Origin of the sequence: Pseudomonas nitroreducens (assembly GCF_014204515.1) — a bacterium.
In the GTDB taxonomy this organism is placed as follows: Bacteria; Pseudomonadota; Gammaproteobacteria; order Pseudomonadales; family Pseudomonadaceae; genus Pseudomonas; species Pseudomonas nitritireducens_A.
The window spans coordinates 1-21,042 of the sequence record NZ_JACHLI010000012.1 but is presented as its reverse complement, the minus strand read 5'-3'; the positions used below and the strand labels follow the sequence as shown (position 1 = coordinate 21,042).

Annotated in this window: 19 protein-coding genes and 2 rRNA genes; 8 read left to right on the top strand and 13 right to left on the bottom strand. The window is 66.8% G+C overall.

Going from position 1 to position 21,042, the window contains the following annotated elements; genetic code table 11:
• Positions 1–33: 33 nt before the first annotated feature.
• Together HNP46_RS16185 and HNP46_RS16180 are read left to right on the top strand one after the other, a co-directional pair.
• Complete coding sequence (locus HNP46_RS16185) at positions 34–696, top strand: FadR/GntR family transcriptional regulator (protein WP_184590695.1); 663 nt, start codon at positions 34–36, stop codon at positions 694–696.
• A 66-nt stretch (positions 697–762) separates the two neighbouring features.
• Complete coding sequence (locus HNP46_RS16180; RefSeq protein WP_184590693.1) at positions 763–2,043, top strand: CynX/NimT family MFS transporter; 1,281 nt, start codon at positions 763–765, stop codon at positions 2,041–2,043.
• A 482-nt stretch (positions 2,044–2,525) separates the two neighbouring features.
• Here HNP46_RS16180 and HNP46_RS16175 read toward each other — a convergent pair whose 3' ends face one another.
• The 11 genes from HNP46_RS16175 to HNP46_RS16125 form a co-directional block, all read right to left on the bottom strand.
• Complete coding sequence (locus HNP46_RS16175; RefSeq protein ID WP_184590691.1) at positions 2,526–3,581, bottom strand: AI-2E family transporter; 1,056 nt, start codon at positions 3,579–3,581, stop codon at positions 2,526–2,528.
• Positions 3,582–3,643: 62 nt separating this feature from the next.
• The gene (locus tag HNP46_RS16170) at positions 3,644–4,453 is read right to left on the bottom strand and encodes a DUF4892 domain-containing protein (protein ID WP_184590971.1); all 810 of its coding nucleotides are present in this window, start codon (positions 4,451–4,453) and stop codon (positions 3,644–3,646) included.
• A 155-nt stretch (positions 4,454–4,608) separates the two neighbouring features.
• Positions 4,609–5,469: an alpha/beta fold hydrolase gene (locus tag HNP46_RS16165; RefSeq protein ID WP_184590689.1), complete on the bottom strand. Its 861-nt coding sequence runs from the start codon at positions 5,467–5,469 to the stop codon at positions 4,609–4,611.
• Between the two features lie 9 nt (positions 5,470–5,478).
• A complete protein-coding gene (locus tag HNP46_RS16160; RefSeq protein ID WP_184590687.1) occupies positions 5,479–6,279 on the bottom strand; it encodes an alpha/beta fold hydrolase in 801 nt (266 codons plus the stop codon).
• A gap of 226 nt (positions 6,280–6,505) precedes the next feature.
• Positions 6,506–7,153, bottom strand: a complete 648-nt coding sequence (locus HNP46_RS16155) for a LysE family translocator (RefSeq protein ID WP_184590685.1) — start codon at positions 7,151–7,153, stop codon at positions 6,506–6,508.
• A gap of 42 nt (positions 7,154–7,195) precedes the next feature.
• Positions 7,196–7,999 carry an AraC family transcriptional regulator gene (locus HNP46_RS16150; RefSeq protein WP_184590683.1) on the bottom strand — a complete coding sequence of 268 codons (804 nt, stop codon included), beginning with the start codon at positions 7,997–7,999 and terminating at the stop codon, positions 7,196–7,198.
• Between the two features lie 454 nt (positions 8,000–8,453).
• Positions 8,454–8,879 carry a hotdog fold thioesterase gene (locus tag HNP46_RS16145; RefSeq protein WP_184590681.1) on the bottom strand — a complete coding sequence of 142 codons (426 nt, stop codon included), beginning with the start codon at positions 8,877–8,879 and terminating at the stop codon, positions 8,454–8,456.
• Positions 8,880–8,895: 16 nt separating this feature from the next.
• Complete coding sequence (locus HNP46_RS16140) at positions 8,896–10,563, bottom strand: AMP-binding protein (protein ID WP_184590678.1); 1,668 nt, start codon at positions 10,561–10,563, stop codon at positions 8,896–8,898.
• A 260-nt stretch (positions 10,564–10,823) separates the two neighbouring features.
• The gene (sixA, locus tag HNP46_RS16135) at positions 10,824–11,288 is read right to left on the bottom strand and encodes a phosphohistidine phosphatase SixA (RefSeq protein WP_184590675.1); all 465 of its coding nucleotides are present in this window, start codon (positions 11,286–11,288) and stop codon (positions 10,824–10,826) included.
• Entirely contained in the window at positions 11,285–11,626 is a 342-nt protein-coding gene (locus tag HNP46_RS16130) for a DUF4389 domain-containing protein (protein ID WP_184590672.1), read from the bottom strand. The genes sixA and HNP46_RS16130 overlap by 4 nt, the downstream gene beginning before the upstream one ends.
• A gap of 13 nt (positions 11,627–11,639) precedes the next feature.
• The gene (locus HNP46_RS16125; RefSeq protein WP_184590669.1) at positions 11,640–12,662 is read right to left on the bottom strand and encodes an NAD(P)H-dependent glycerol-3-phosphate dehydrogenase; all 1,023 of its coding nucleotides are present in this window, start codon (positions 12,660–12,662) and stop codon (positions 11,640–11,642) included.
• Between the two features lie 182 nt (positions 12,663–12,844).
• Here HNP46_RS16125 and HNP46_RS16120 point away from each other — a divergent pair, with 182 nt between their 5' ends.
• The 6 genes from HNP46_RS16120 to HNP46_RS16095 all read left to right on the top strand — a co-directional run bounded on the left by HNP46_RS16120 (position 12,845) and on the right by HNP46_RS16095 (position 20,341).
• Complete coding sequence (locus tag HNP46_RS16120; RefSeq protein ID WP_184590667.1) at positions 12,845–14,953, top strand: TonB-dependent receptor plug domain-containing protein; 2,109 nt, start codon at positions 12,845–12,847, stop codon at positions 14,951–14,953.
• 1 nt (position 14,954) lies between these two features.
• Positions 14,955–15,875 (top strand): ABC transporter substrate-binding protein, encoded by a 921-nt coding sequence (locus tag HNP46_RS16115; protein WP_184590665.1) that lies wholly within the window; start codon positions 14,955–14,957, stop codon positions 15,873–15,875.
• The gene (locus HNP46_RS16110; RefSeq protein WP_184590663.1) at positions 15,872–17,788 is read left to right on the top strand and encodes an ATP-binding protein; all 1,917 of its coding nucleotides are present in this window, start codon (positions 15,872–15,874) and stop codon (positions 17,786–17,788) included. The genes HNP46_RS16115 and HNP46_RS16110 overlap by 4 nt, the downstream gene beginning before the upstream one ends.
• 231 nt (positions 17,789–18,019) lie before the next feature.
• Complete coding sequence (fabA, locus tag HNP46_RS16105) at positions 18,020–18,535, top strand: 3-hydroxyacyl-[acyl-carrier-protein] dehydratase FabA (protein WP_138216449.1); 516 nt, start codon at positions 18,020–18,022, stop codon at positions 18,533–18,535.
• A 10-nt stretch (positions 18,536–18,545) separates the two neighbouring features.
• Positions 18,546–19,763, top strand: a complete 1,218-nt coding sequence (gene fabB / locus HNP46_RS16100) for a beta-ketoacyl-ACP synthase I (RefSeq protein WP_184590660.1) — start codon at positions 18,546–18,548, stop codon at positions 19,761–19,763.
• 119 nt (positions 19,764–19,882) lie between these two features.
• Complete coding sequence (locus tag HNP46_RS16095; protein ID WP_184590656.1) at positions 19,883–20,341, top strand: GNAT family N-acetyltransferase; 459 nt, start codon at positions 19,883–19,885, stop codon at positions 20,339–20,341.
• A 205-nt stretch (positions 20,342–20,546) separates the two neighbouring features.
• Here HNP46_RS16095 and rrf (HNP46_RS16090) read toward each other — a convergent pair.
• Positions 20,547–20,662 (bottom strand): 5S ribosomal RNA (gene rrf, locus HNP46_RS16090).
• Positions 20,663–20,767: 105 nt separating this feature from the next.
• Positions 20,768–20,883: ribosomal RNA gene (gene rrf, locus HNP46_RS16085) — 5S ribosomal RNA — on the bottom strand.
• Between the last annotated feature and the right edge of the window lie 159 nt (positions 20,884–21,042).

The following is a 21,042-nucleotide window of genomic DNA, read 5'->3' as shown; positions in this document are numbered from 1 at the left end:
CCCTTCAAATTCATCCGATGATTGGATGTTTCCATGCCAAGCCCTGTTCCGCCTGCCCCCATTCAAAAGCGCTCCCTGGTGGATATCGCCCTGGAGCAGATCCGCCTGCGCATCGACGACGGCACCTGGCCGCTGGGCCAGCGCCTGCCGCCGGAGCCGGAACTGGCCGAATCCCTGGGTATCAGCCGCAATACCGTGCGCGAAGCGGTGCGGGTGCTGACCTTCTCCGGCGTGCTGGAAGTGCGCCAGGGCGACGGTACCTACGTGCGCGCCTGCGCCGACCCGCTGGACACCATGCTGGTGCTGGCGCGCAGCTCGGTGGAGCAGGCCCTGGAGGCGCGCGGCATCATCGAGGTGGAAGCCAGCCGGCTGGCCGCCGAGCGCCGCAGCGAGGCCGACCTCGCTGCCCTGCGCGAAGCGCTGGAAGCCTCCGCCGTGCACCACGGCGGCTCATTGGATGACTACATCGCCCATGACCTGGCGTTCCACCAGCGGGTGGTCGACAGCGCCCACAACCCGGTGCTCAGCGAGCTGTACCGCTACTTTTCCCAGGTGATCCGCGCCGGCCTGGAGCGCACCATCGGCGACCCGAGCCGGCCGCAGCCAAGTTTCGAGTTGCACCGCGAGCTGGTGGAGGCCATCGCCCGTGGTGACGCCGAGGCCGCGGCGAAAGCGAACCGCGCGCTGCTGATCTGACTCCCATTTCCTGTACCAACGCTTTTCGACGAACGCTTTCTGCCTTGCTGCCCTGGAATGCCCACCATGTCCCTGCCCCATGATCCGAAAGACACCGAGCACAAGGTGTCCTGTCCACCCGAGGAACTGCTGATCGACGCCGAAGACGACAGCGCGCCGCCGACTGCACCGCGCCCGCAACGCACCTGGCTGTTGCTGCTGGGCCTGGTGCTGGTGGCGATCAACCTGCGTCCGGCGCTGTCCAGCCTGTCGCCGCTGCTCAACACCGTGCGTGACGGCACCGGGCTTTCGGCGTCAGCCGCCGGCCTGCTGACCACCCTGCCGGTGCTCTGCCTGGGCCTGTTCGCGCCGCTGGCGCCGATGCTCGCGCGGCGCCTGGGCGCCGAGCGCACCGTGCTGCTGATCCTCTTCACCCTGGCCGGCGGCATCGTCCTGCGCAGCCTGTTCCCGGTGGCCGGGCTGTTCCTCGGCAGCCTGGTGGCCGGCGCCAGCATCGGCATCATCGGCGTGCTGCTGCCGGGCATCGTCAAGCGCGATTTCCCGCACATCGCCGGGACCATGACCGGCGTCTACACCATGGCCCTGTGCCTGGGCGCCGCCACCGCCGCCGGCTCCACCGTGCCGCTGGCCAAGCTGCTGGACGACAGCTGGCAGCTGGCGCTGGCGTTCTGGGCCATCCCGGCGGTAGTCGCCGCGGCGATCTGGCTGCCGCAGACCCGCCAGAACCACCACGCCCACCGCGCGATGCACAGGGTCAAGGGTCTGTGGAGCGATCCGCTGGCCTGGCAGGTCACGCTGTACATGGGCCTGCAGTCGTCGCTGGCCTACATCGTCTTCGGCTGGGTGCCGTCGATCCTCATCGACCGCGGCCTGAGCGCCGTGGAAGCCGGGCTGGTGCTCTCCGGTTCGGTGATGGTGCAGCTGTTCAGCGCCCTGGCCGCACCGTGGCTGGCGACCCGTGGCAAGGACCAGCGCATCGCCGTGGTCATCGTCATGGGCCTGACCCTGGCCGGCCTGCTCGGCCTGCTGTTCGCCCCGCTGTCGGGCATCTGGGGTTGGGCCGTGGTGCTCGGCCTCGGCCAGGGCGGCACCTTCAGCATCGCCCTGGCGCTGATCGTACTGCGCTCGCCGGATTCCCACGTCGCCTCCAACCTCTCCGGCATGGCCCAGGGTGTGGGCTACACCCTGGCGGCCTGCGGGCCGTTCCTGGTCGGCGTGGTGCACGACGCCACCGGCGGCTGGGCCGCGACCGGGGTGATCTTCGTGGTGGTGACCGTGGCGGGCATCGTCTTCGGCCTCGGCGCCGGGCGGGACAAGCTGGTGCAGGTGAAGAGCGAGCAGGTCTGAATCGTAGGGCGCCTAACGCCTCAAGCGTTATCCGCCAGCGCGGCGGGTAAACCGTTCCGGGTTATTCGCCCTGCCTGGCTGAGCTCGCCAGATCCAAGGCGCTTTTGGTAGGAGCGAGCTTGTCGTAGGAGCGAGCTTGCTCGCGAACAGACTACCTGGCGAACTCCGGAGCGCCTGCTGACACCCTCACCCCAGCCCTCTCCCAGAGGGAGAGGGAGCCGTTCGGCGCATGGGTTTTATAGAAAAGTCCGCCGGCAAGCTCCGCGATTTCAAAGCGCACCGACCAGTCCCCTCTCCCTCTGGGAGAGGGTCAGGGTGAGGGCCGCCGCCCGCTCAGAAATCTCAAATCACTGCCGAAAACCGCTCGGCGTGGACACGTTTCACGGCATCAACCGGCGAGCGCAGAGCTTTCAGTACGCATTGAACCATCCCCTCTCCCCACGGAAGAGGGTTAGGGAAACGGCAACCCCCGCTCCGAAACCTCAAACCACCGGCGGCGGCGGTGGCCGGTGCGAGCTGGCCACCCAGGCGCTGACCAGGTTGTACACCACAGCCAGCAGCACCGGCCCAAGGAACAGGCCGATGAAGCCGAAGCTGAGCAACCCGCCGAGCACGCCCAGCAGCACCACCACCAGCGGCAGGTTGCCGCCGCGACTGATCAGGTAGGGCTTGAGGATGTTGTCCACGCCGCTGATCACGAAGAAGCCCCAGATCGCCATGAACACCGCGTAGCCGTAGCTCTGCTGGTAGAACAGCCAGAGCACCGCCGGCCCCCAGACCAGCGGCGGCACCATCAGCAGGCTGCAGACGAAGGTCAGCAGGCCGAGCAGGAAGGCCCCCGGCACCCCGGCGATGAAGAATCCGATGGTGGCCAGCACGGCCTGGGCGGCGGCGGTGCCGATCACCCCGTTGACCACCCGCTGCACCGTGCCAGCGATGATGTCCAGGTACTGTTGGGCGGCGTCGCCGATCAGGCGTTCCAGCACGCCGTGGGCGAAGGCCTGCAGGCGCTGGCCGTCGCGGTAGAAGAAGAAGATCAGCACCAGGCTCAGCACCAGTTCGAAGATGCCCACGCCGAGCTTGGCGCTGCGCGCCAGGGCCCAGTTGCCGACCTCGCCCATATACGGCTTGAGCGCGGAGAACATCGCCACGCCCTGCTGGTCCGCCTGGTACCACCAGCCCACGAGGCGGTCGCCGATCAGCGGGACGCGCGCCATCCACTCCGGCGGTGGCGGCAGGCCGGAGACCTGCAGGTTCTTCACCAGCTCCACGCCCTCGCGCACCCGGTCCACCAGGCCGAAGCCCAGCCATACCAACGGCAGCGCTACCAGCACGATCCAGCCCACGGTGAGCACGCCCGCGGCGGCGGCCTGGCGCCCCCCCAGCAACTGGGTCAGCAAACGCATCAGCGGCCAGCTGGCGAAAGCCAGAACGGCGGCCCAGAACAGCGCCGACCAGAATGGCAGCAGCACCCAGATACTGGCGCCCAGCAGGCCGAGCAGCAGCAGGCGCAGCAACAGGCGATCATTGTCGAACATGGGAATTCCCGGTTGGCTCGAAAGGCCCAGTGTAGGGCGTTTGCGCTGTGGGCGTAGGAGAATCAGCGCAGCCAGGTCAGATGCAGGCCGTCGCCATCATCCTTGCCCTGCTCCAGGCGCGCATCGCGCACGCCCTGGGCGGTGAGCGCGGTGCGCCAATCGCCAGCGTGCTGGCCGGCCAGCTCCACGCGCACGCCGGTGTCCAGGCGCAGGGTGCGCACCAGCAGGTCAAGCCAGGCGCCGCCCGGCTCCTGCGGCACGTGGCTGAGGGTCAGCTCGCCGTTGGCCTTGAGCAGGCGCATCAGGGTCGCCGGGCTGGGCAGCAGCTCGCCCAGCGGCGCGCCGGCGTCGAGCTGTTCGGCGTGCAGGTAGGCACGGCGGTTGCCGCGGGTGATGGTGTAGACCGCCAGCAGGCTGTCCTCGTGGGGCGCGGCGAGGCGCACCAGCAGGTAGGCCTGCTGCTCGTCCGGGCCGAACAGCTTGGAGTTGCCGAACACCGCGTTGGCCAGCAGGTTGCTGGAGCCGCAGTCACGGCTCTCGCACCAGAACAGCGGCGTGGCGTCGGCCTTGAGCAGGTCCTTGCGCGCGGCGGCGAAGGCGCTCTGGCTGGAATCCTCGTCGGGCAGGCGGTAGGTCACGGCGGTCAGCTCGCCGATGGCGCGCACCTCGCCTTCCATGCGCAGACGCCCGCTGATGCGGCTGATCGAGCCTTGCGGGTAGATGCGTTCCTGGCTCGGCGACTGGTTGAAGTCGACGATTTCCGAGCGCGGGAAGCGCGGCAGGATGTCCAGGTCGTGGCTGTCCGGCAAGTCGGCGGCGACCGTCGCGGCGCTGCCGCCCAGGAGGCTGGCGAGGATCAGCAGGCGCGCCATCCGGTTCCTTTGCGCGCGGGTCTGGAAGGTCCGGCCGAACCACGAGCGCGCGGCAGTCTGGATGTCGAGCATGCACAATCTCCCTGAAATCATCCGTGCAGACTCGCGGCAGGCCCCGCTTTAGTCAAGCCGAAGGGCGCTACGGGGTGTTTCCCTCAGGCCTGCAGGAAGGGGCGGAAGATCGCTGCGACGGCTTCGGCACCCGCCTCGTCATCCAGGTGCAGGTGGTGCTGGCCGGGCAGCTCGTAGACCGCGAAGGGCCGGTCTTTCAGCAGTTCGCGGGTGGCCGGCTCGACCAGCATCAAGCCCTGCTGCGCCAGCACCAGGCTGGTCGGGCACTGCACCGACTGGACGAATTGTCGCGCATGGGCGCGGGTCAGGCGCAGCGGCGACGGCAGGGTCAGGCGCGCATCGGTGCGCCAGGTGTAGCCACCGGGCACCGGCACCAGGCCGCGGGAGGCCAGCAGCTCGGCTGCTTCGCGGCTGACCGCGCCAACGCCTTTCATGCGCGCTTCCACGGCACGGTCGATGGCCTCGTACACCGGCTTGCGCTTGTTCGGCAGCGCCAGCTGGGCACGCAGTGCCTCACCGAGTTTCTGCGGAGAAGTCTCCGGCTCGCCGGTGTAGGGCACCAGGCCGTCGATCAGCGCCAGACGCTCGATGCGCTCGGGCATGGCGCCAGCCAGCAGCACCGAGACGATGGCGCCCATGGAATGACCGAGCAGGGAGAAACGCTCCCAGCCCATCTGGTCGGCCACCATCAGCACGTCCAGCGCGTAGTCCCACAGCAGGTAGCTGGCCCCTGGCGCGCGGTGGCCGGAATGGCCGTGGCCGGCGAAATCCAGGGCGAGGATGCGCACACCTTCGAGCCTGGGCGCCAGCCGGGCGAAACTCATGGCGTTGTCCAGCCAGCCGTGCAGGGCGATCACCGGGCGGCCATCTTCCGGGCCGAAGAGGTGGGCGGCCAGCTCGATGTGCGGCAGGTTCAGGCGGATTTCCTGGACTTTGGCAGTCATGGCGATTCCTTAGGCATTGGCGCGCTGTTGCCAGCGGGCGAAGACGGTCTTGAGCAATGCGGCGGTGTCCTGCGGACGCTCCAGCGGAAACATGTGGCCGCCCGGCAGCGACAGGCTCTCGCCCATGGGGATGCGGCCGATCAGGCGGGCATGGTGCGGCAGCACCACGCGGCTGTGGCGGCCGCGCACCATGGTCAGCGGCACGGCCAGTTGCTTCGCGCGGCCCGGCGCGGTGTGCGGCACGTTGCGGTAAATGGATATCTCAGTGGCCGGGTCGAACTTCAGCCGCAGCCCCTTGGCATCCACCGGCGCCAAACCGTGGCGCACGTAGGCCTCCAGGCAGTCGCGATCGAAACGCTGGAACAGCGGCTTGCCGGCGAAGTATTCCAGCGCCTCGGCGAAATCGTCGAAGTCCTCGCGGCGGCCCAGGGTGCGGCCGGCCGGAGTCAGCCGGTCGATGAAGCCGAAGCGCTTGGCGGCGCGGATCACCAGTTGGTCGGCCAGGGTCAGCAGGGGCGAGTCGAGCATCACCACGCCGCGGTACAACTCGGGTTTGCGCAGCGCCGCATGGTAATGCAGCACACCACCCAGGGAATGGCCGACGCCCCAGACGGGCTCGTCCAGCGCTTCGAGGTGATGCAGCAGTTCCTCCACCAGGTTTTCCCAGTTGGCGTTCACCGGGAAGCGCGGGTCATGGCCATGCATGTCCAGCCGATGGACCCGGTAATCCGGCTCCAGGGCATCGAACAGCTTGCCGTAGGTGCCCGAGGGGAAGCCGTTGGCGTGGGCGAAGAAGACCGCTTGCGACATGCTGGGTGAACTCAGGGGAATGACAGCCTGAATTTTCCGACAGCTTCGCGGGTGCGGCAATGACCCGCACTCCCGCGAATGACGGCACTACGGCCAAAGTCCATGGCGCTCCGGCGGATTTGCCCTGATCCGGCCGCTATCGGCGGATAACCGCGAACGGTTATCCGCCCTACAGGTCGGCCGCCGTAGGGCGCATAACTTGGAACAAGTTATCCGCCATCCCCCTTCATACCCAATGCGTCGCGTGGTTCACCACACTGAACAGGATGCCGCCCGCCACCAGCAGGAACACCAGCCCGCAGGCGCCGTCGATCACCGGCACCGCGCGCAGCAGGCGCCGCTGCCACAGCGGCCGGGTGAGGATCACGCTGAGCAGGCTGAACCAGGCGAAGCCGACGACGAACAGCATCACCGCCACCACGACCTTGCCGGGCGCCGACATGTCCGCCGGGATCAGGCTGCTCAGCAGCGCGAGGAAGAACACCAGCGCCTTGGGATTGAACAGGTTGGTCGCCAGCCCGCGCAGCCAGGGGCCGAGCCTCGACGCGGACAACTCGCCGTCGATGCGCCCTGCCCCGCCCGGTTTGCGCAGCGCGCGCAACGCGCCGATGCCGAGCCAGCCGAGGTAGGCCGCGCCCACCAGTTGCAGCGCGCTGAACAGCAGCGGCGAGCGGGCCAGCAGCAACGACACTCCGGTCAGCACCAGCGTGCCGTGGACCAGGATGCCGCAGGCCAGCCCGAGGGCGCTGAGCACGCCGGCGCGGCGGCCCTGGTGCAGCGAAGTACGCACCACCAGCGCGACGTCCGGGCCGGGGCTGACCAGGGCGACCGCGAACACGGCGGTGAGCATGAGCAAGACGTGAACCTCCTGCATGGCGGGATTCTCCAGTGGGAAAGGAAACGGGAAGTGGGCGGATCAGCGCTGGCGGAGTCGCGCGGGCGGCAATCCGTAGGTGCGGCGGAACAGGCGGCTGAAGTGCGCCTGGTCGTAGAAGCCCAGGCTCAGGGCGATCTCCGACAGCGGCTGGCCCTTGATCACCCGCGGCAGCGCGCGTTCCAGGCGCAGCTGGGTGAGCCACTGGTGCGGCGGCAATCCGCACTGGTGGCGGAAGCGGCGCAGCACCTGCCAGGGGCTGAGGTCGCAGAATTCGGCGATTTCTTCCAGGGTCGGCGGGGTTTCCAGGCGCGACTCCAGCCACTCGCGGATACGTGCCCAGGTCGGTGCGTCGAAGCCCTGCCCCGGCTCGCGGATGCGCAGGCTGGAGGCGCGCTCCAGCAGCGCGGCAAGCGCCTGCCAGAGCTGGCCCTCCTGGGCCAGGCGTTCGCCACCGAGCATCAGGGCGTGGGCGCGCTGCAATTCAGTTTGCAGCAACGGGTCGCGCAACTGTGCGGCGGTCAGCCGCGGCGCGCCCTGGCGGCCATCGCTGAAGGCGCGGCAGGCGTCGTCCAGCCATTGCGGGTCGATGGACAGCACGCGGATGCGGTAGCCGTCCTCGCCCTCGCTGGAACCGTCGTGGATGCTTTCGGGACTCATCAGCAGGATGTCGCCGTTCCCGGCCAGCGAGCGCTCACCGCGATGGGTATAGCGCTGGCAGCCGTCCAGCATCAACCCGACGTGGTAGTCGAGATGAAAATGCCGCGGAAAGGCGAAACGGCGGTACTCGGCGTCGATGAACCGGACGCCGGGCAGGCCGCTGCTGTGGTGTTCGATGCGTTCCATGGGCCTACTTTACCGGCGCGGGAACGGCGGGTCTTGGACAAAATTGCGAGTGCGCCGAGCGGCGCAGGAGCTGTAGGCATTGTCGGGAGCGAGGTTTCTGTAGGAGCGAGCTTGCTCGCGAACCCCGCCCAACGCCATCGCATCAGGCGGTTCGCGAGCAAGCTCGCTCCTACCAAGAGCTCGCGCTCCCTATGCAGGTTCGTTGGAGCGGACTTTGTCCGGCTAGATCCATCGCGGATAAATCCGCTCCTACAAGAGCACGCTGCCCCCAACCACCTGCGTAGGAACGGACTCCGTCCGCGAACAGTCAGGCAGATGCAGCCGCAGGGAGCGCATCAGTGGGATGGGTGGAGCCTAGGCGATACCCATGCTGCCCGTGCCGGGATCGATGGGTATCGCTTCGCTCCACGCCATCCTACGGCTCTTCACGACAATGGGCGAAAGGCGCACCGGATCAGCGCTCCAGCGGCACCACCGCCATGGTCAGCCGCGAGATGCAGCTGGGCTTGCCGTCGTCCCCGTGCAGGCGGATTTCCCAGACGTGGGTCGAGCGGCCGATGTGCACCGCCTTGGCCACCGCCGTCACCCGCCCGCTGCGCAGGCCGCGCAGGTGGTTGGCGTTCACTTCCAGGCCCACGCAGTAGTACTTCGTGTTGTCCAGGCACAGGTAGCTGGCGGTGGAGCCGACGGTTTCCGCCAGTACCACCGAGGCGCCGCCGTGCAGCAGACCATAGGGCTGGTGGGTGCGCGAATCCACCACCATGCTGGCGGTCAGCGAGTCGTCGTCGAACGCCTCGAAACGGATGTCGAGCACTTCACCGATGGTGTTCTTCAGGTTCGCGTTGAGCTTTTCCAGGTCGGGCGTGGTGCGCCAGGTCATAGCGTTTTCCTTGTGGTCATTCGTGCCATTGCACCGCCTCGCGGCGCTCCGCCCATTCATTGAAGCGCTGTCCGTAGGTCCCTTCCACCACATTGCGCTTGATCTTCAGGGTCGGCGTGAGGAAGCCGTTGTCCACGGTCCAGACATCCTTGACCAGCACCAGCCCGGCCAGGCGCTCGTGCTTGTCCAGCGCCTCGTTCACCTCCGTCAGCAACGCCTGCAGACTCTGCTCCAACTGGCTGCGCGAGCCGTTGGCGGCTTCCTGGCGACCGACCTCGGAGAGCACGCACAGACCCAACGGGGCGATCAGGCCGTCACCCACCACGCAGATCTGCTCGATCCGCGAATGCACGGCCAGGCGGTTCTCGATGGGCGCCGGGGCCACGTACTTGCCCTTGGCGGTCTTGAAGATTTCCTTGAGCCGGCCGGTCAGGCGCAGGTTGCCGTCGGCATCCTGTTCGCCCTTGTCGCCGGTGCGCAGGAAGCCGTCCTCGGTGATGGTTTCGGCGGTGCGCTCGGGGTCCTTGTAGTAGCCGACCATGGTCGCGCCGCTGCGTACCTGGACTTCGCCGTCGTCGCTGATGCGCACTTCCACACCGGGACTGTTGCGGCCGATCCAGCCGGTTTTCTGTTCGCCAGGGCGGCAGACATGGGAATAGCCGCAGTTCTCCGACATGCCGTAGACCTCCAGCACGTTCAGCCCCAGGCGACGGTACCAGTCGAGCAGCGCCTCGGGCACCGGCGCGGCGCCGCACAGGGCGTAGCGCACGGCATCCAGGCCAAGGCCGGCAAGCACCTTGCGGCCAACGAGGCGGCCGACGATGGGCAGGCGCAGCAGACGGTCGAGTTTCTGCGCCGGCATCTGCGCATAGACGCCCATCTGGAACTTGGTCCAGATGCGCGGCACGCCGAAGAACACCGTGGGCCGGGCGCGACGCATGTCGGCGACGAAGGTGTCCAGGCTCTCGGCGAAGAACACCGTCTGCCCGGCATACAGCGAGGCCATCTCGACGAACATGCGTTCGGCGACGTGGCACAGCGGCAGGTAGGACAGCAGCCGGTCTTCGCCGCCAACGCCGAACAGGTCGATGGCGTGGCTGGCGGCGAAGGCAAAGTTGCCGAAGGTGTGCATCACCCCCTTTGGCGTGCCGGTGGTGCCGGAGGTGTAGACCAGCGTGGCCAGGGTGGCGGCGTCCGGGCGCGGGTCGTCGGCCATCGGCGCCACCGCCTGCAGGTCGCTCCATTGGTGATCGAATCGCCCTTCCGGATGCAGCGGCAAAGCGACGGTGGGCACGCCTTCGGGCATGCCGGCAGCCATCGACGGCCAGTCATCCAGCTTGCCGATGAACGCCACTGCCGCTTCGGAGTGGGTCAGCACCTGGCGCGCCGAGTCGGCGGTGAGGTTCGGATACAGCGGCACCGAGACGTGGCCGGCCATCCAGATGGCGATGTCGGCGACGATCCAGTGCGCGCAGTTCTTGGAAATGATCGCCACCCGGCTGCCTTCGGGCAGGTTCAGGCTGCGCAGCCAGGCGGCGGCGCGGCGGGCCTGGTCGCCCACTTCGCCCCAGGTCAGGGCCTGCACTTCGCCGCCGGCCAGCGGCTGCACCAGGTAGCGTTTGTTCGGGTGGCTCTTCTCGCGCTGATAGAACAGGTCGAGTGGTAATCGGACTGCTTTAACCACGTGCCCCTCCTTTGTTTTTTTTGTCAGAGGTGTAGCTCAGGGATATAGCGATGGATCAACCAAGCACTTGCTTGGTTGAATATTCCACGCAGCGCAGCGGCAGACAAGGCTGGTCGTGTGAACTTTTGTAGGATTTAGCCGAAGGATTGGCAGCAACCGCTCTGCAACGGACCTCGCGCAGAAACATCCGGGCACGATTTGGCGGCGATGGAAATGCAGAAGGCCCCTTTCGGGGCCTTTTTCGTACAGATCCTTCCGACTCAGGAATGCCGCGGATGGTAGAGCGATACCAGTTCCATCAACCCCGCCACCGGCACCTCGCCTTCCAGCTCCGCCAGGGTGGCGGTGCTGAACGGCACGGCGTCGTTGCGGCTGCCATGCACCAGCAGGCCGGCCAGCGCGCCCACCAGCGGCTGGTGGGTGACCAGCAGCAGGTTGCGCTCGCTGCGGCCGTCGAGGAAGCGCAGCACGTCCTTGGGATCGTCGTCCGGCGTCAGCCAGGGCGCAGTACCGACCGAACCCTCGAAGCCGAGCGCCTCACGGACCAGTTCGGCGGTTTCCTGGGCGCGCACGTAGGGGCTGGCGAGGATGCCGTCCAGCGGATGCCCGGCGAGCTGGGCTGCGCTTTTCAGCGCTTCCTTGATGCCGTGGGGCGTCAGCCGGCGCTCGGAGTCACGGCGGGCCTGCGGCTCGGCTTCGCCGTGGCGCAGCAGCCAGAGCTTCAAAGCTTGGGCTCCTCGTCGCGCACCGGGTGCGGCGCCGGCGGCACGTCGTGCGGAGCCTCGCCCTGCGGGGCGTGGGCGGTCGGCCAGTCGGCGAACGGCCAGGGCTTCTCTTCGGTCTGGAAGGTACCGAAGCGGCCGATCTGCGCGAAGTACTGGCTCAGGCTGTCGCCGAACGCCATCAGGCTGCCGCTGGGCGCGCCGTAGATGATGCGGTAGATCAGCTGGATGATCACCACGGCGCCGAGGATCATCTGGGCGACGGACCAGACCAGCGCGAAGACCAGCATCCAGACGACGCGCAGGACCAGGGATTCTTTTTCCAGTCGTTCAGCGGACATGGTGATTGCTCCTTCAGAAACCGGTGGTGGGAATGAAGTCGACGTCGGTCTTCGGCTCGCCGCTCATCAGCGCCTCGATGACCTGCGCCAGGGTACGGCCGCCGAACAGGATGGCGTTGAGGCCGGCCACCAGCGGCATGTAGACGCCCATTTCGTCAGCCTTGGCCTTGAGCACCTTGAGGGTGTTCACGCCTTCGGCGGTTTCACCCATGCGCGCCACCGCGTCTTCCAGGGTCAGGCCCTCGCCCAGGGCGAAGCCCACCTGATAGTTACGGCTCTTGGGTGACGAACAGGTGACGATCAGGTCGCCCACGCCGGCCAGGCCGAGGAAGGTCATCGGGTTGGCGCCGAGCTTGACGGCGAAGCGGGTCATTTCGGCCAGGGCGCGGGTGATCAGCATGCCCTTGGTGTTCTCGCCCATGCCCAGCGCGGCGGCCATGCCGGCAATGATGGCGTAGACGTTCTTCAAGGCGCCGCCCAGCTCGACGCCGAAACGGTCGCCACTGGCGTAGACGCGGAAGGTGCGGCCGTGCAGGGCCTGCTGCACCTGGGCGCAGAGGTCTTCGTCCTCGCTGGCGACCACGGTGGCGGTCAGCTCGTGCTCGGCGATCTCCCGCGCCAGGTTCGGCCCGGAGATCACCGCGATGCGGGATTTGGGCGCGATTTCCTCGAGCACCTGGCTCATCAGCTTGAAGCTCTGCGCCTCGATGCCCTTGGTCAGGCTGACCAGCATCTTGCCCGCCAGCTCCTCGCTGCGGCCGTCGAGCACCTTGCGCAGGGCGCTGGAAGGCACGCCGACGAAGATCATCTGGCATTCGGCCAGGGTCGCCGTCAGATCCGTGGTCGGCTCGACGCCGGCATGGATGCGCACGCCCTTCAGGTAATTGGGGTTCTCGCGGTTGACGCGGATCGCCTCGGCCTGTTCCTCGTCACGCATCCACTGGCGAACGCGGTTTCCATTCTCTGCCAGCAGGTTGGCGAAGGCGGTGCCGAAACTGCCACCACCGAGGACGGCGATCGGTTGCTGCTGTGTCATGTCTGTTCCATGGCTGGCCGCCCTGCGGCGGCGATTGGGGCATTATAAGGCCGCATCGGCGAGCGACCAGTGCGGATCTCCGCACTGGCATTCAGCGCAGCCTCGTTTAACATCCGTCGTGTGGAAAACGTCTAGCTGTAGACATCGACCGAACCCATAAGAACCGAGAACAAGGCCGTTCCGTGCAGCGTACCGCCCGCGCCCCTTTGCCGCTCTCCCTGCTTGCCGCCCTGCTGGCCGGCAAAGCCGTGGCGGGCGACCTGTTCGTGGACAGCCTCGACGTCCCCGAAGTTCTGACCGCGACGCGGCTCAAGCAATCCCCGGCGGAAGTGCCCGGCAGCATGACGGTGCTCGACCGCGACCTGATCAAGGCCTCCGGCGCCCGCGACATCCCCGAACTGATGCGCCTGGTGCCGGGCATGATGGTCGGCTACCTGTCGGGCAACCAGGCCACGGTGAACTACCACGGCACCAACGTCACCGAGGCGCGGCGCCTGCAGGTGCTGGTGGACGGCCGCTCGGTGTACCGCCCCGGCCTGGCCACGGTGGACTGGAGCGATATCCCGGTGGCCATCGAGGACATCGACCGCATCGAGGTCTTCCGCGGCCCCAACGCCGCGAGCTACGGCGCCAACGCGCTGATGGGGGTGATCAACATCCTCACCCGCAAGCCCGCCGACAGCCAGGGCACCCGGCTGAAATACACCGCCGGACAGAACGGCGTCCGCGACTGGTACGCCAGCCAGGGCCTGCACGACCGCTCCGGCGACTATCGGCTGTCGCTCTCCGGCCAGGAGGACGACGGCTTCGACCACGACCAGTTCGACCGCGACTACCGCGACGGCCGCCGCCTGAGCCGCTTCAACCTGGTCGCCAGCCACAGCCTCGACCCACGCAACAGCCTGGACTGGCAGCTCGCCGCGAAGGAAGGCAGCAACCAGCGGCCCTACGACTACCAGCCGGTCTTCGGCAACATCGCCGCCGGCGACGACAATTCCGACCTGACCGCCCGCGACTACGCCGGCTCCCTGCGCTGGACCTTCGACATCAACCCCAAGCACAGCCTGTACGTGCAGGGCTACGCCGAGCACTGGGAGCGCCTGCAGCAGTTCGGCGCCTGCGAAGCCGCCATCGCCTTCAGCCCGCAGCTCGCGCAGCTCTGGTCGTTGAGCCCGAAGTACGTCGACGACCTGGCCGAATCGCTGCCCAGGATTCCCCGCGGCTCGGCCCAGGAACAGGCGCTGGCCGGGCAGGTGCTGCAACAGCTGGCCAATGGTGCCTACCTGCCGGTGTGCGGCCAGGTGAACCAGAACATCCGCGAGACCCGCTACGACCTGGAGCTGCAGGACACCCTCAGCCTCGCCGACGGCGTGCGGCTGGTCAGCGGCCTGAGTTACCGCCACGACCAGGCCACCTCGGAAACCTACTTCGGCGGCACGGTGAACAACGACATCTGGCGCCTGTTCAGCCAGCTGGAATGGCACCTGACGCCACACTGGCTGCTGCAGGGCGGCGCGATGGTGGAGGACGATGCGCTGTCCGGCAGCTCGGTCAGCCCGCGCCTTGCCCTCAACTACCTGATCAACCCGCGCCACAGCCTGCGCGCGGTGTACTCCGAAGCGGTGCGCTCGCCGGACATGTACGAGAACGACGTGAACTGGAGCTACCGGGTGCGCAACCTCTCGGCCCCGGTCTACGGCCAGTCCAGCGCCTACTACTTCGCCCGCGCCCGTGGCCCTGGCGATCTCGACCAGGAACGCATGCGCTCGCGGGAAGTCGGCTACAACGGCCAGTTCGACGAACTCGGACTCGCCGTCGACATCAAAGCCTACTACGACGAAATCCACGGGCTGATCAGCGATCCCTTGAAGGTCTCCGACTTCGAACCGAGCAACCACAACGACATCCGCTTCCATGGCGCGGAAACCCAGCTGGACTGGCGCCTGACGCGGCAGGACCGCGTGCGCCTGACCTATGCCTATGTCGACTACGACGCCAGCAGCCGCTACGACCAGCGTCTCACCGCGCGCAACAGCGGCTCGGCCGGCTGGATGCGCGACTGGGGACGCGGCTGGTCCAGTTCGGTCTTCTATTACGGTGACGACGCGCTGAACCAGCACCGCTTCGAGCGCGTCGACCTGCGCGTGGCCAAGCGCATCCCCCTGGGCCGTGCGGCGCTGGAACTGGCCGGCGTGCTGCAGCAGCGCCTGGACGACGAACCGCTGACCTGGCCGGAAAACCGCTACGACAGCCGCCACCTGCTCTACTTCAGCGCCGAGGTGGATTTCTAGCATGCCTGCCCGCCGCTCAAGGATGAGCCCCGGAAATCTCCTCGCCGCCCTGCTCCTCGGGCTGGCCTGTCTCTTCGCGCTGCCGGCCCAGGCCCGCGACATCCTGCTGGTGAGCAGCGAGCGCAGCCCGGCCCTGGAGGACTTCGCCAAGGCCCTGGCCGAGCGCCGTCCAGGCGACCAGGTGCGCCTGGAATCCCCCGAAGACCTGCCGCCCGCCGCCGCCCTCGACGCTGAAACCCGCCTGCTGCTGCTGGGCAGCGGCGCGCTGAACTGGCGCCTGGCCAGCCACGATGCGCCACCGGCGCTGACCCTGCTGGTCAGCCGTGTCGAGGCCCGGCAGGTGATGGGCGAACGCGACGTGCCGCACCTGAGCCTGCTGTGGAGCGATCCGCCGCCGGCCCGCCAGATGCGACTGGCCCTGCTGCTCACCCCGCGCCCGCAGCGGATTGGCGTGCTGCTCGGGCCTACCAGCGAGTTCCTCCTCGACGAGCTTCGTCAGGCCGCCGGGCGGCTCGGCGTGGAGCTGGTCAGCGAGCTGCAGACCCGCGCCGAAGACGGCCGCCCGCTGCGCGAACTGCTCGGTCGCAGTGACCTGCTGCTCGGGCTGGACGACAAACAGCTTTATAACGCGCAGACCATCAAGGGCATCCTGCTCAGCGCCTATGCCGAGAACCGTCCGCTGATCGGCCCCAGCGCCGCCTTCGTCAAGGCCGGCAGCCTGGCCAGCAGCTACAGCGACCAGGACGACTGGCTGGAGACCCTCGACACCCTGCTCGACGAGCCGACGGAGCACTGGCCCCGCAGCCTCTACCCCGAACGCTTCAAGGTGCAGAGCAACCGCCAGGTGGCGCGTTCGCTCGGCATCGACCTGCCAGGCGACGCGGACCTCGCGCGGCGCCTCGCCGAAGGAGAGAAACCATGAGTTCCCGCCAGAGCTGGAACATCCAGACGCGCATGCTGGCCATCAGCCTTGGCCCGGCGCTGCTGCTGACCGTGCTGCTCACCGGCTACTTCACCTACTCACGGCTGCAGGACCTGCGCCTGGAGTCCAACCACACCGGCCAGCTGATCGCCAACCAACTGGCGCCGGCGGCGGAGTACGGGGTGATCTCCGGCAACCTGCCGGTGCTGCAGAGCCTGCTGCGCGCCACCCTGGGCACCGCCCACGTGAGATTCATCGAAGTGCGCGACCGTGGCGACAACATCCTCGTCTACGTCGAGCACGCCGCGGATCCCGCCCAGGCGAGCACCAAGGTGGAAATCTTCCACGCCTCGATCCAGCGCGAGAACATCGCCCTCGACGGCAGCGACCTGGCCAGCTCCAACGACATGCTGCCCGCTGCCGCCCCGCCCAGCGGCGATTACCTCGGCCGCGTGGTGGTCGGCATGGCCAGCGACGCCTTCAGCCAGCGGCAGCAGGAAATCCTCCTCAAGGCCAGCCTGCTCGCGCTGTTCGCGCTGATCCTCACCTACCTGCTGGCGCGCCGCCTGGCCCGCCGCCTGGCCGCGCCGATCCGCACCATGGGCCGCGCCGTGCAGGCGATCCAGACCGCCGACTACCACACCACCCTGCCGGTACCCGACGACGGCGAAGTCGGCGACCTCGCCCGGCACATCAACAACCTCGCCCGCGGCCTGCAGCAGGCCAGCCTGGAGCAGGACCGCAGCATCGCCCAACTGGTAGCGGCGCGGGAGGAAGCCGAAGAGGCCAACCGCGCCAAGTCCGACTTCCTGGCGATGATGAGCCACGAATTGCGCACCCCGATGAACGGCGTGCTGGGCATGCTGCAGCTGCTGGAAACCACCGAGCTCAACCAGGAGCAGGCCGAGTACAGCGCGCTGGCCACCGAATCCACCGAGCACCTGCTCAAGGTGATCAACGACATCCTCGACTTCTCCCGCGTCGAGCGCGGCGCCCTGGAGCTGGAGCGCATCCCGTTCAACCTGCTGGAGCTGATCCAGAGCTCCCTCCAGGTCTTCCAGCACAGCGCCCAGCAGCGCGGCCTGGCGCTGGAAATGGAAATCCAGGACGGCCTCGATCACCTCGAGGTGCAGGGCGACCCGACGCGCATCCGGCAGATCCTGGTCAACCTGCTGGGCAACGCGCTGAAATTCACCGAAGAAGGCGGCGTGCGCCTGGAAGCCACCTGGCAGGCGCTGGACGACGAGGTGCTGTGGCTCAGCTGCTCGGTGCAGGACAGCGGCATCGGCATCTCCCGCGAGCGCCTGGAGCACATGTTCGAAGCCTTCCAGCAGGCCGACTCGTCCACCTCGCGGCGCTACGGCGGCACCGGGCTGGGCCTGTCCATCGCACGCACCCTGGCCGAACGGATGGGCGGCACCCTGGGCGCGGTCAGCGAGGAAGGCTGCGGCTCGACCTTCACCCTGGAAATTCCCCTGCCCTTCCGCCAGCGGCAGAGTGCCGCAGAGGACGGCGCCAACGCCGGCGAAGCGCCTGCCACTGGTCAGTCCGTGCTGCTGGTGGAGGACAACCCGGTGAATCAAACGGTCATAGAAGCTATGTTGCGCAGCCTGGGTTATCGCGTCACGCTGGTGGGTGATGGCGCCCAGGCAGTGCGCACTTCCGAGCGCGGCGAGTATGCGGCGATCCTGATGGACTGCCGCCTGCCGGTACTCAACGGCTACGAAGCCACCCGGCAGATCCGCGCACGGCCGGGCGGCGAGCAGGTGCCGATCATCGCCCTGACCGCCAACGCGCTGCAGGGCGACCGTGAAGCCTGCCTGGAGGCCGGGATGAACGACTACCTGGCCAAACCGTTCAAACGCGCGGAGCTGCAGCGGATTCTGCAGCGCTGGGTTGCTCCAGGTCGTTGATCGACGGAGCGCTTGCCCGCAAACTGCGGACCGGCCCGGGGCCTGCGTCCCGACAGGGAAACCTGGCAGCGGCGAAAAGTGAACAAGCGTTCGCCGATTGCTGTGACTTTCACTTAAAGGCAATAGTCTATGACTAGGCTGCCGCATGACACCGTGACAACAACAACGGAACGCGGCGCCGCAGGCACAAGCCAGACAACGCCTGCTATCCAGGATTTTTGAGGAGCTCGCATGACCAAACAAAACGCCTTCACCCGAGAAGACCTGTTGCGCTGCAGCCGCGGCGAACTCTTCGGCCCGGGTAATGCGCAACTGCCCGCCCCCAACATGCTGATGATCGACCGCATCACCCACATCAGTGAGGTCGGCGGCAAGTATGGCAAGGGCGAACTGGTCGCCGAGCTGGATATCAATCCCGACCTGTGGTTCTTCGCCTGCCACTTCGAAGGCGACCCCGTCATGCCGGGCTGCCTGGGCCTGGACGCCATGTGGCAGCTGGTAGGCTTCCACCTCGGCTGGCAGGGCAACCCCGGCCGCGGCCGCGCCCTGGGTTCGGGTGAAGTGAAGTTCTTCGGCCAGGTCCTGCCGACCGCCAAGAAAGTCACCTACAACATTCACATCAAGCGTACGATCAATCGTTCGCTGATCCTGGCCATCGCCGACGGCACCGTCAGCGTCGATGGCCGCGAAATCTACAGCGCCGAAGGCCTCCGCGTCGGCCTGTTCACTTCCACTGACAGCTTCTAAGGGTATCCGCATGCGTCGCGTCGTGATCACCGGTCTGGGCATCGTTTCCTGCCTGGGCAATGACAAAGACACCGTCTCCGCCAACCTGCGTGCAGGCCGTGCTGGCATCCGCCACAACCCCAGCTACGCCGAGATGGGCCTGCGCAGCCACGTTTCCGGTTCGGTCAATCTGAACCTGGAAGAGCTGATCGACCGCAAGGTCTTCCGCTTCATGGGCGACGCCGCCGCTTATGCCTACCTGGCAATGGAACAGGCGATCAAGGACTCCGGCCTCAGCCCCGAGCAGATCTCCAACCCGCGCACCGGCCTGATCGCCGGCTCCGGCGGCGCTTCCACCCTGAACCAGATGGAAGCCATCGACACCCTGCGCGAGAAGGGCGTCAAGCGCATCGGCCCATACCGCGTCACCCGCACCATGGGCAGCACCGTTTCCGCGTGCCTGGCCACTCCCTTCCAGATCAAGGGCGTGAACTACTCCATCTCCTCGGCCTGCGCCACCAGCGCGCATTGCATCGGCCAGGCCATGGAACAGATCCAGCTGGGCAAGCAGGACGTCGTCTTCGCCGGCGGCGGTGAGGAAGAACACTGGAGCCAGAGCTGCCTGTTCGACGCCATGGGCGCCCTCTCCACCCAGTACAACGACACCCCGGAAAAGGCCTCCCGCGCCTACGACGCCAAGCGTGACGGTTTCGTCATCGCTGGCGGCGGCGGCATGGTCGTGGTCGAAGAGCTGGAACACGCCCTCAAGCGTGGCGCCAAGATCTACGCCGAAATCGTTGGCTACGGTGCGACGTCCGATGGCTACGACATGGTCGCCCCGAGCGGCGAAGGCGCCATCCGCTGCATGCAGCAGGCCCTGTCGACCGTTGACACCCCGATCGACTACCTGAACACCCACGGCACCTCCACCCCGGTCGGCGACGTTGCCGAAATCCGTGGCGTGCGTGAAGTGTTCGGCAGCAACGCCCCGGCCATCAGCTCCACCAAGAGCCTGTCCGGCCACTCCCTGGGCGCCGCTGGCGTTCACGAGGCGATCTACTGCCTGCTGATGATGGAAGGCAACTTCATTGCCGCCTCCGCCAACATCGACGAGCTGGACCCGGAAGTCGCCGACCTGCCGATCCTGCGCGAAACCCGCGAAAACGCGAAGATCGACACCGTCATGAGCAACAGCTTCGGCTTCGGCGGCACCAACGCCACCCTGGTCCTGAAACGCCACAACGGCTGATCAGTGACCTGAACAGAAAAGGCGCCCCAGGGCGCCTTTTTTGTTGCCTGCGATTCCGCTCTATCCCATTGCGCCCAATCCCTTCAGGATGGGCAAGCCGGACACCAGGGAGCGCACAGATGGAATTGAAGATCAGACAGGCCCGCAGCGAAGACGCTGCCGCCATCAGCCGAGTGATCGTGGCAGCCGTCAGGGAGAGCAACAGCCAGGATTACCCGGCAAGCGTCATCGACTCGGTAGTCGCGCATTTCACGCCTGAGCGGGTGATAGAACTGCTGCAGCAGCGCCTGGTCTTCGTTGCATTGCTGAGCGATCAGATCGTCGGCACCGGCGCGCTGGATGGCAGTACCGTGCGCAGCCTCTTCGTAGCGCCACAGCAGCAGCGCAAGGGCATCGGCCAGGCCCTGATGGGCCAAATCGAGAAAGCCGCCCTGGAGCGCGGCGTAGAGGCCTTGCTGGTCCCCTCTTCTCTCACCGCAGAACGCTTCTACGCCCGCCTCGGCTATCGCCTGCTGCGCGAACAGGTCCACGGCGAAGAACGCACCCTCATCATGACCAAGCCCCTCGCCCACTTGTAGGAGCGAGCCTGCACGCGAACCGCACACTTCACGGCCCTCGGCAAACGCCGGTCGTAGGGCGCATAACGCCTCAAGCGTTATCCGCCGCGGCGGATAACCCGTCCCGGGTTACTGGCCCTATATAGGGCTCCCGTATTGGCTTTTTCCGCCCCATAAAACAAAACCCCCGACCCGCTTTCGCGGATCGGGGGCTTCGGAATTAGAAGCTTGACGATGACCTACTCTCACATGGAGAAACTCCACACTACCATCGGCGATGCATCGTTTCACTACTGAGTTCGGGATGGGATCAGGTGGTTCCAATGCTCTATGGTCGTCAAGCAATTCGGTTGGATGCTCGCCTGAGCGCTCATCCGAATTCGGGTTGCTTACACTAATAAGCAAAACCCCCGGCCAGCGATGCTGACCAGGGGTCTTGGGATAGGAGCTTGACGATGACCTACTCTCACATGGAGAAACTCCACACTACCATCGGCGATGCGTCGTTTCACTACTGAGTTCGGGATGGGATCAGGTGGTTCCAACGCTCTATGGTCGTCAAGCAATTCTTTATGGACGCTCGTGGCAAGTGCACACGCTCATCCAGATTCGGGTATGTGACAGGTAATTTGCGGTTCACACGAACTTTCGGTTCGTTACGTCTTCACCGTACAACACGCAAATTGTTTGGGTGTTATATGGTCAAGCCTCACGGGCAATTA

Bases quoted from the DNA above. Each gene is read 5' to 3' on its own strand.
- HNP46_RS16185 (WP_184590695.1), top strand. From the start codon at position 34: ATGCCAAGCCCTGTTCCGCCTGCCCCCATTCAAAAGCGCTCCCTGGTG.
- HNP46_RS16180 (WP_184590693.1), top strand. From the start codon at position 763: ATGTCCCTGCCCCATGATCCGAAAGACACCGAGCACAAGGTGTCCTGT.
- HNP46_RS16175 (WP_184590691.1), bottom strand. From the start codon at position 3,581: ATGTTCGACAATGATCGCCTGTTGCTGCGCCTGCTGCTGCTCGGCCTG.
- HNP46_RS16170 (WP_184590971.1), bottom strand. From the start codon at position 4,453: ATGGCGCGCCTGCTGATCCTCGCCAGCCTCCTGGGCGGCAGCGCCGCG.
- HNP46_RS16165 (WP_184590689.1), bottom strand. From the start codon at position 5,469: ATGACTGCCAAAGTCCAGGAAATCCGCCTGAACCTGCCGCACATCGAG.
- HNP46_RS16160 (WP_184590687.1), bottom strand. From the start codon at position 6,279: ATGTCGCAAGCGGTCTTCTTCGCCCACGCCAACGGCTTCCCCTCGGGC.
- HNP46_RS16155 (WP_184590685.1), bottom strand. From the start codon at position 7,153: ATGCAGGAGGTTCACGTCTTGCTCATGCTCACCGCCGTGTTCGCGGTC.
- HNP46_RS16150 (WP_184590683.1), bottom strand. From the start codon at position 7,999: ATGGAACGCATCGAACACCACAGCAGCGGCCTGCCCGGCGTCCGGTTC.
- HNP46_RS16145 (WP_184590681.1), bottom strand. From the start codon at position 8,879: ATGACCTGGCGCACCACGCCCGACCTGGAAAAGCTCAACGCGAACCTG.
- HNP46_RS16130 (WP_184590672.1), bottom strand. From the start codon at position 11,626: ATGTCCGCTGAACGACTGGAAAAAGAATCCCTGGTCCTGCGCGTCGTC.
- HNP46_RS16125 (WP_184590669.1), bottom strand. From the start codon at position 12,662: ATGACACAGCAGCAACCGATCGCCGTCCTCGGTGGTGGCAGTTTCGGC.
- HNP46_RS16115 (WP_184590665.1), top strand. From the start codon at position 14,955: ATGCCTGCCCGCCGCTCAAGGATGAGCCCCGGAAATCTCCTCGCCGCC.
- HNP46_RS16110 (WP_184590663.1), top strand. From the start codon at position 15,872: ATGAGTTCCCGCCAGAGCTGGAACATCCAGACGCGCATGCTGGCCATC.
- fabA (WP_138216449.1), top strand. From the start codon at position 18,020: ATGACCAAACAAAACGCCTTCACCCGAGAAGACCTGTTGCGCTGCAGC.
- fabB (WP_184590660.1), top strand. From the start codon at position 18,546: ATGCGTCGCGTCGTGATCACCGGTCTGGGCATCGTTTCCTGCCTGGGC.
- HNP46_RS16095 (WP_184590656.1), top strand. From the start codon at position 19,883: ATGGAATTGAAGATCAGACAGGCCCGCAGCGAAGACGCTGCCGCCATC.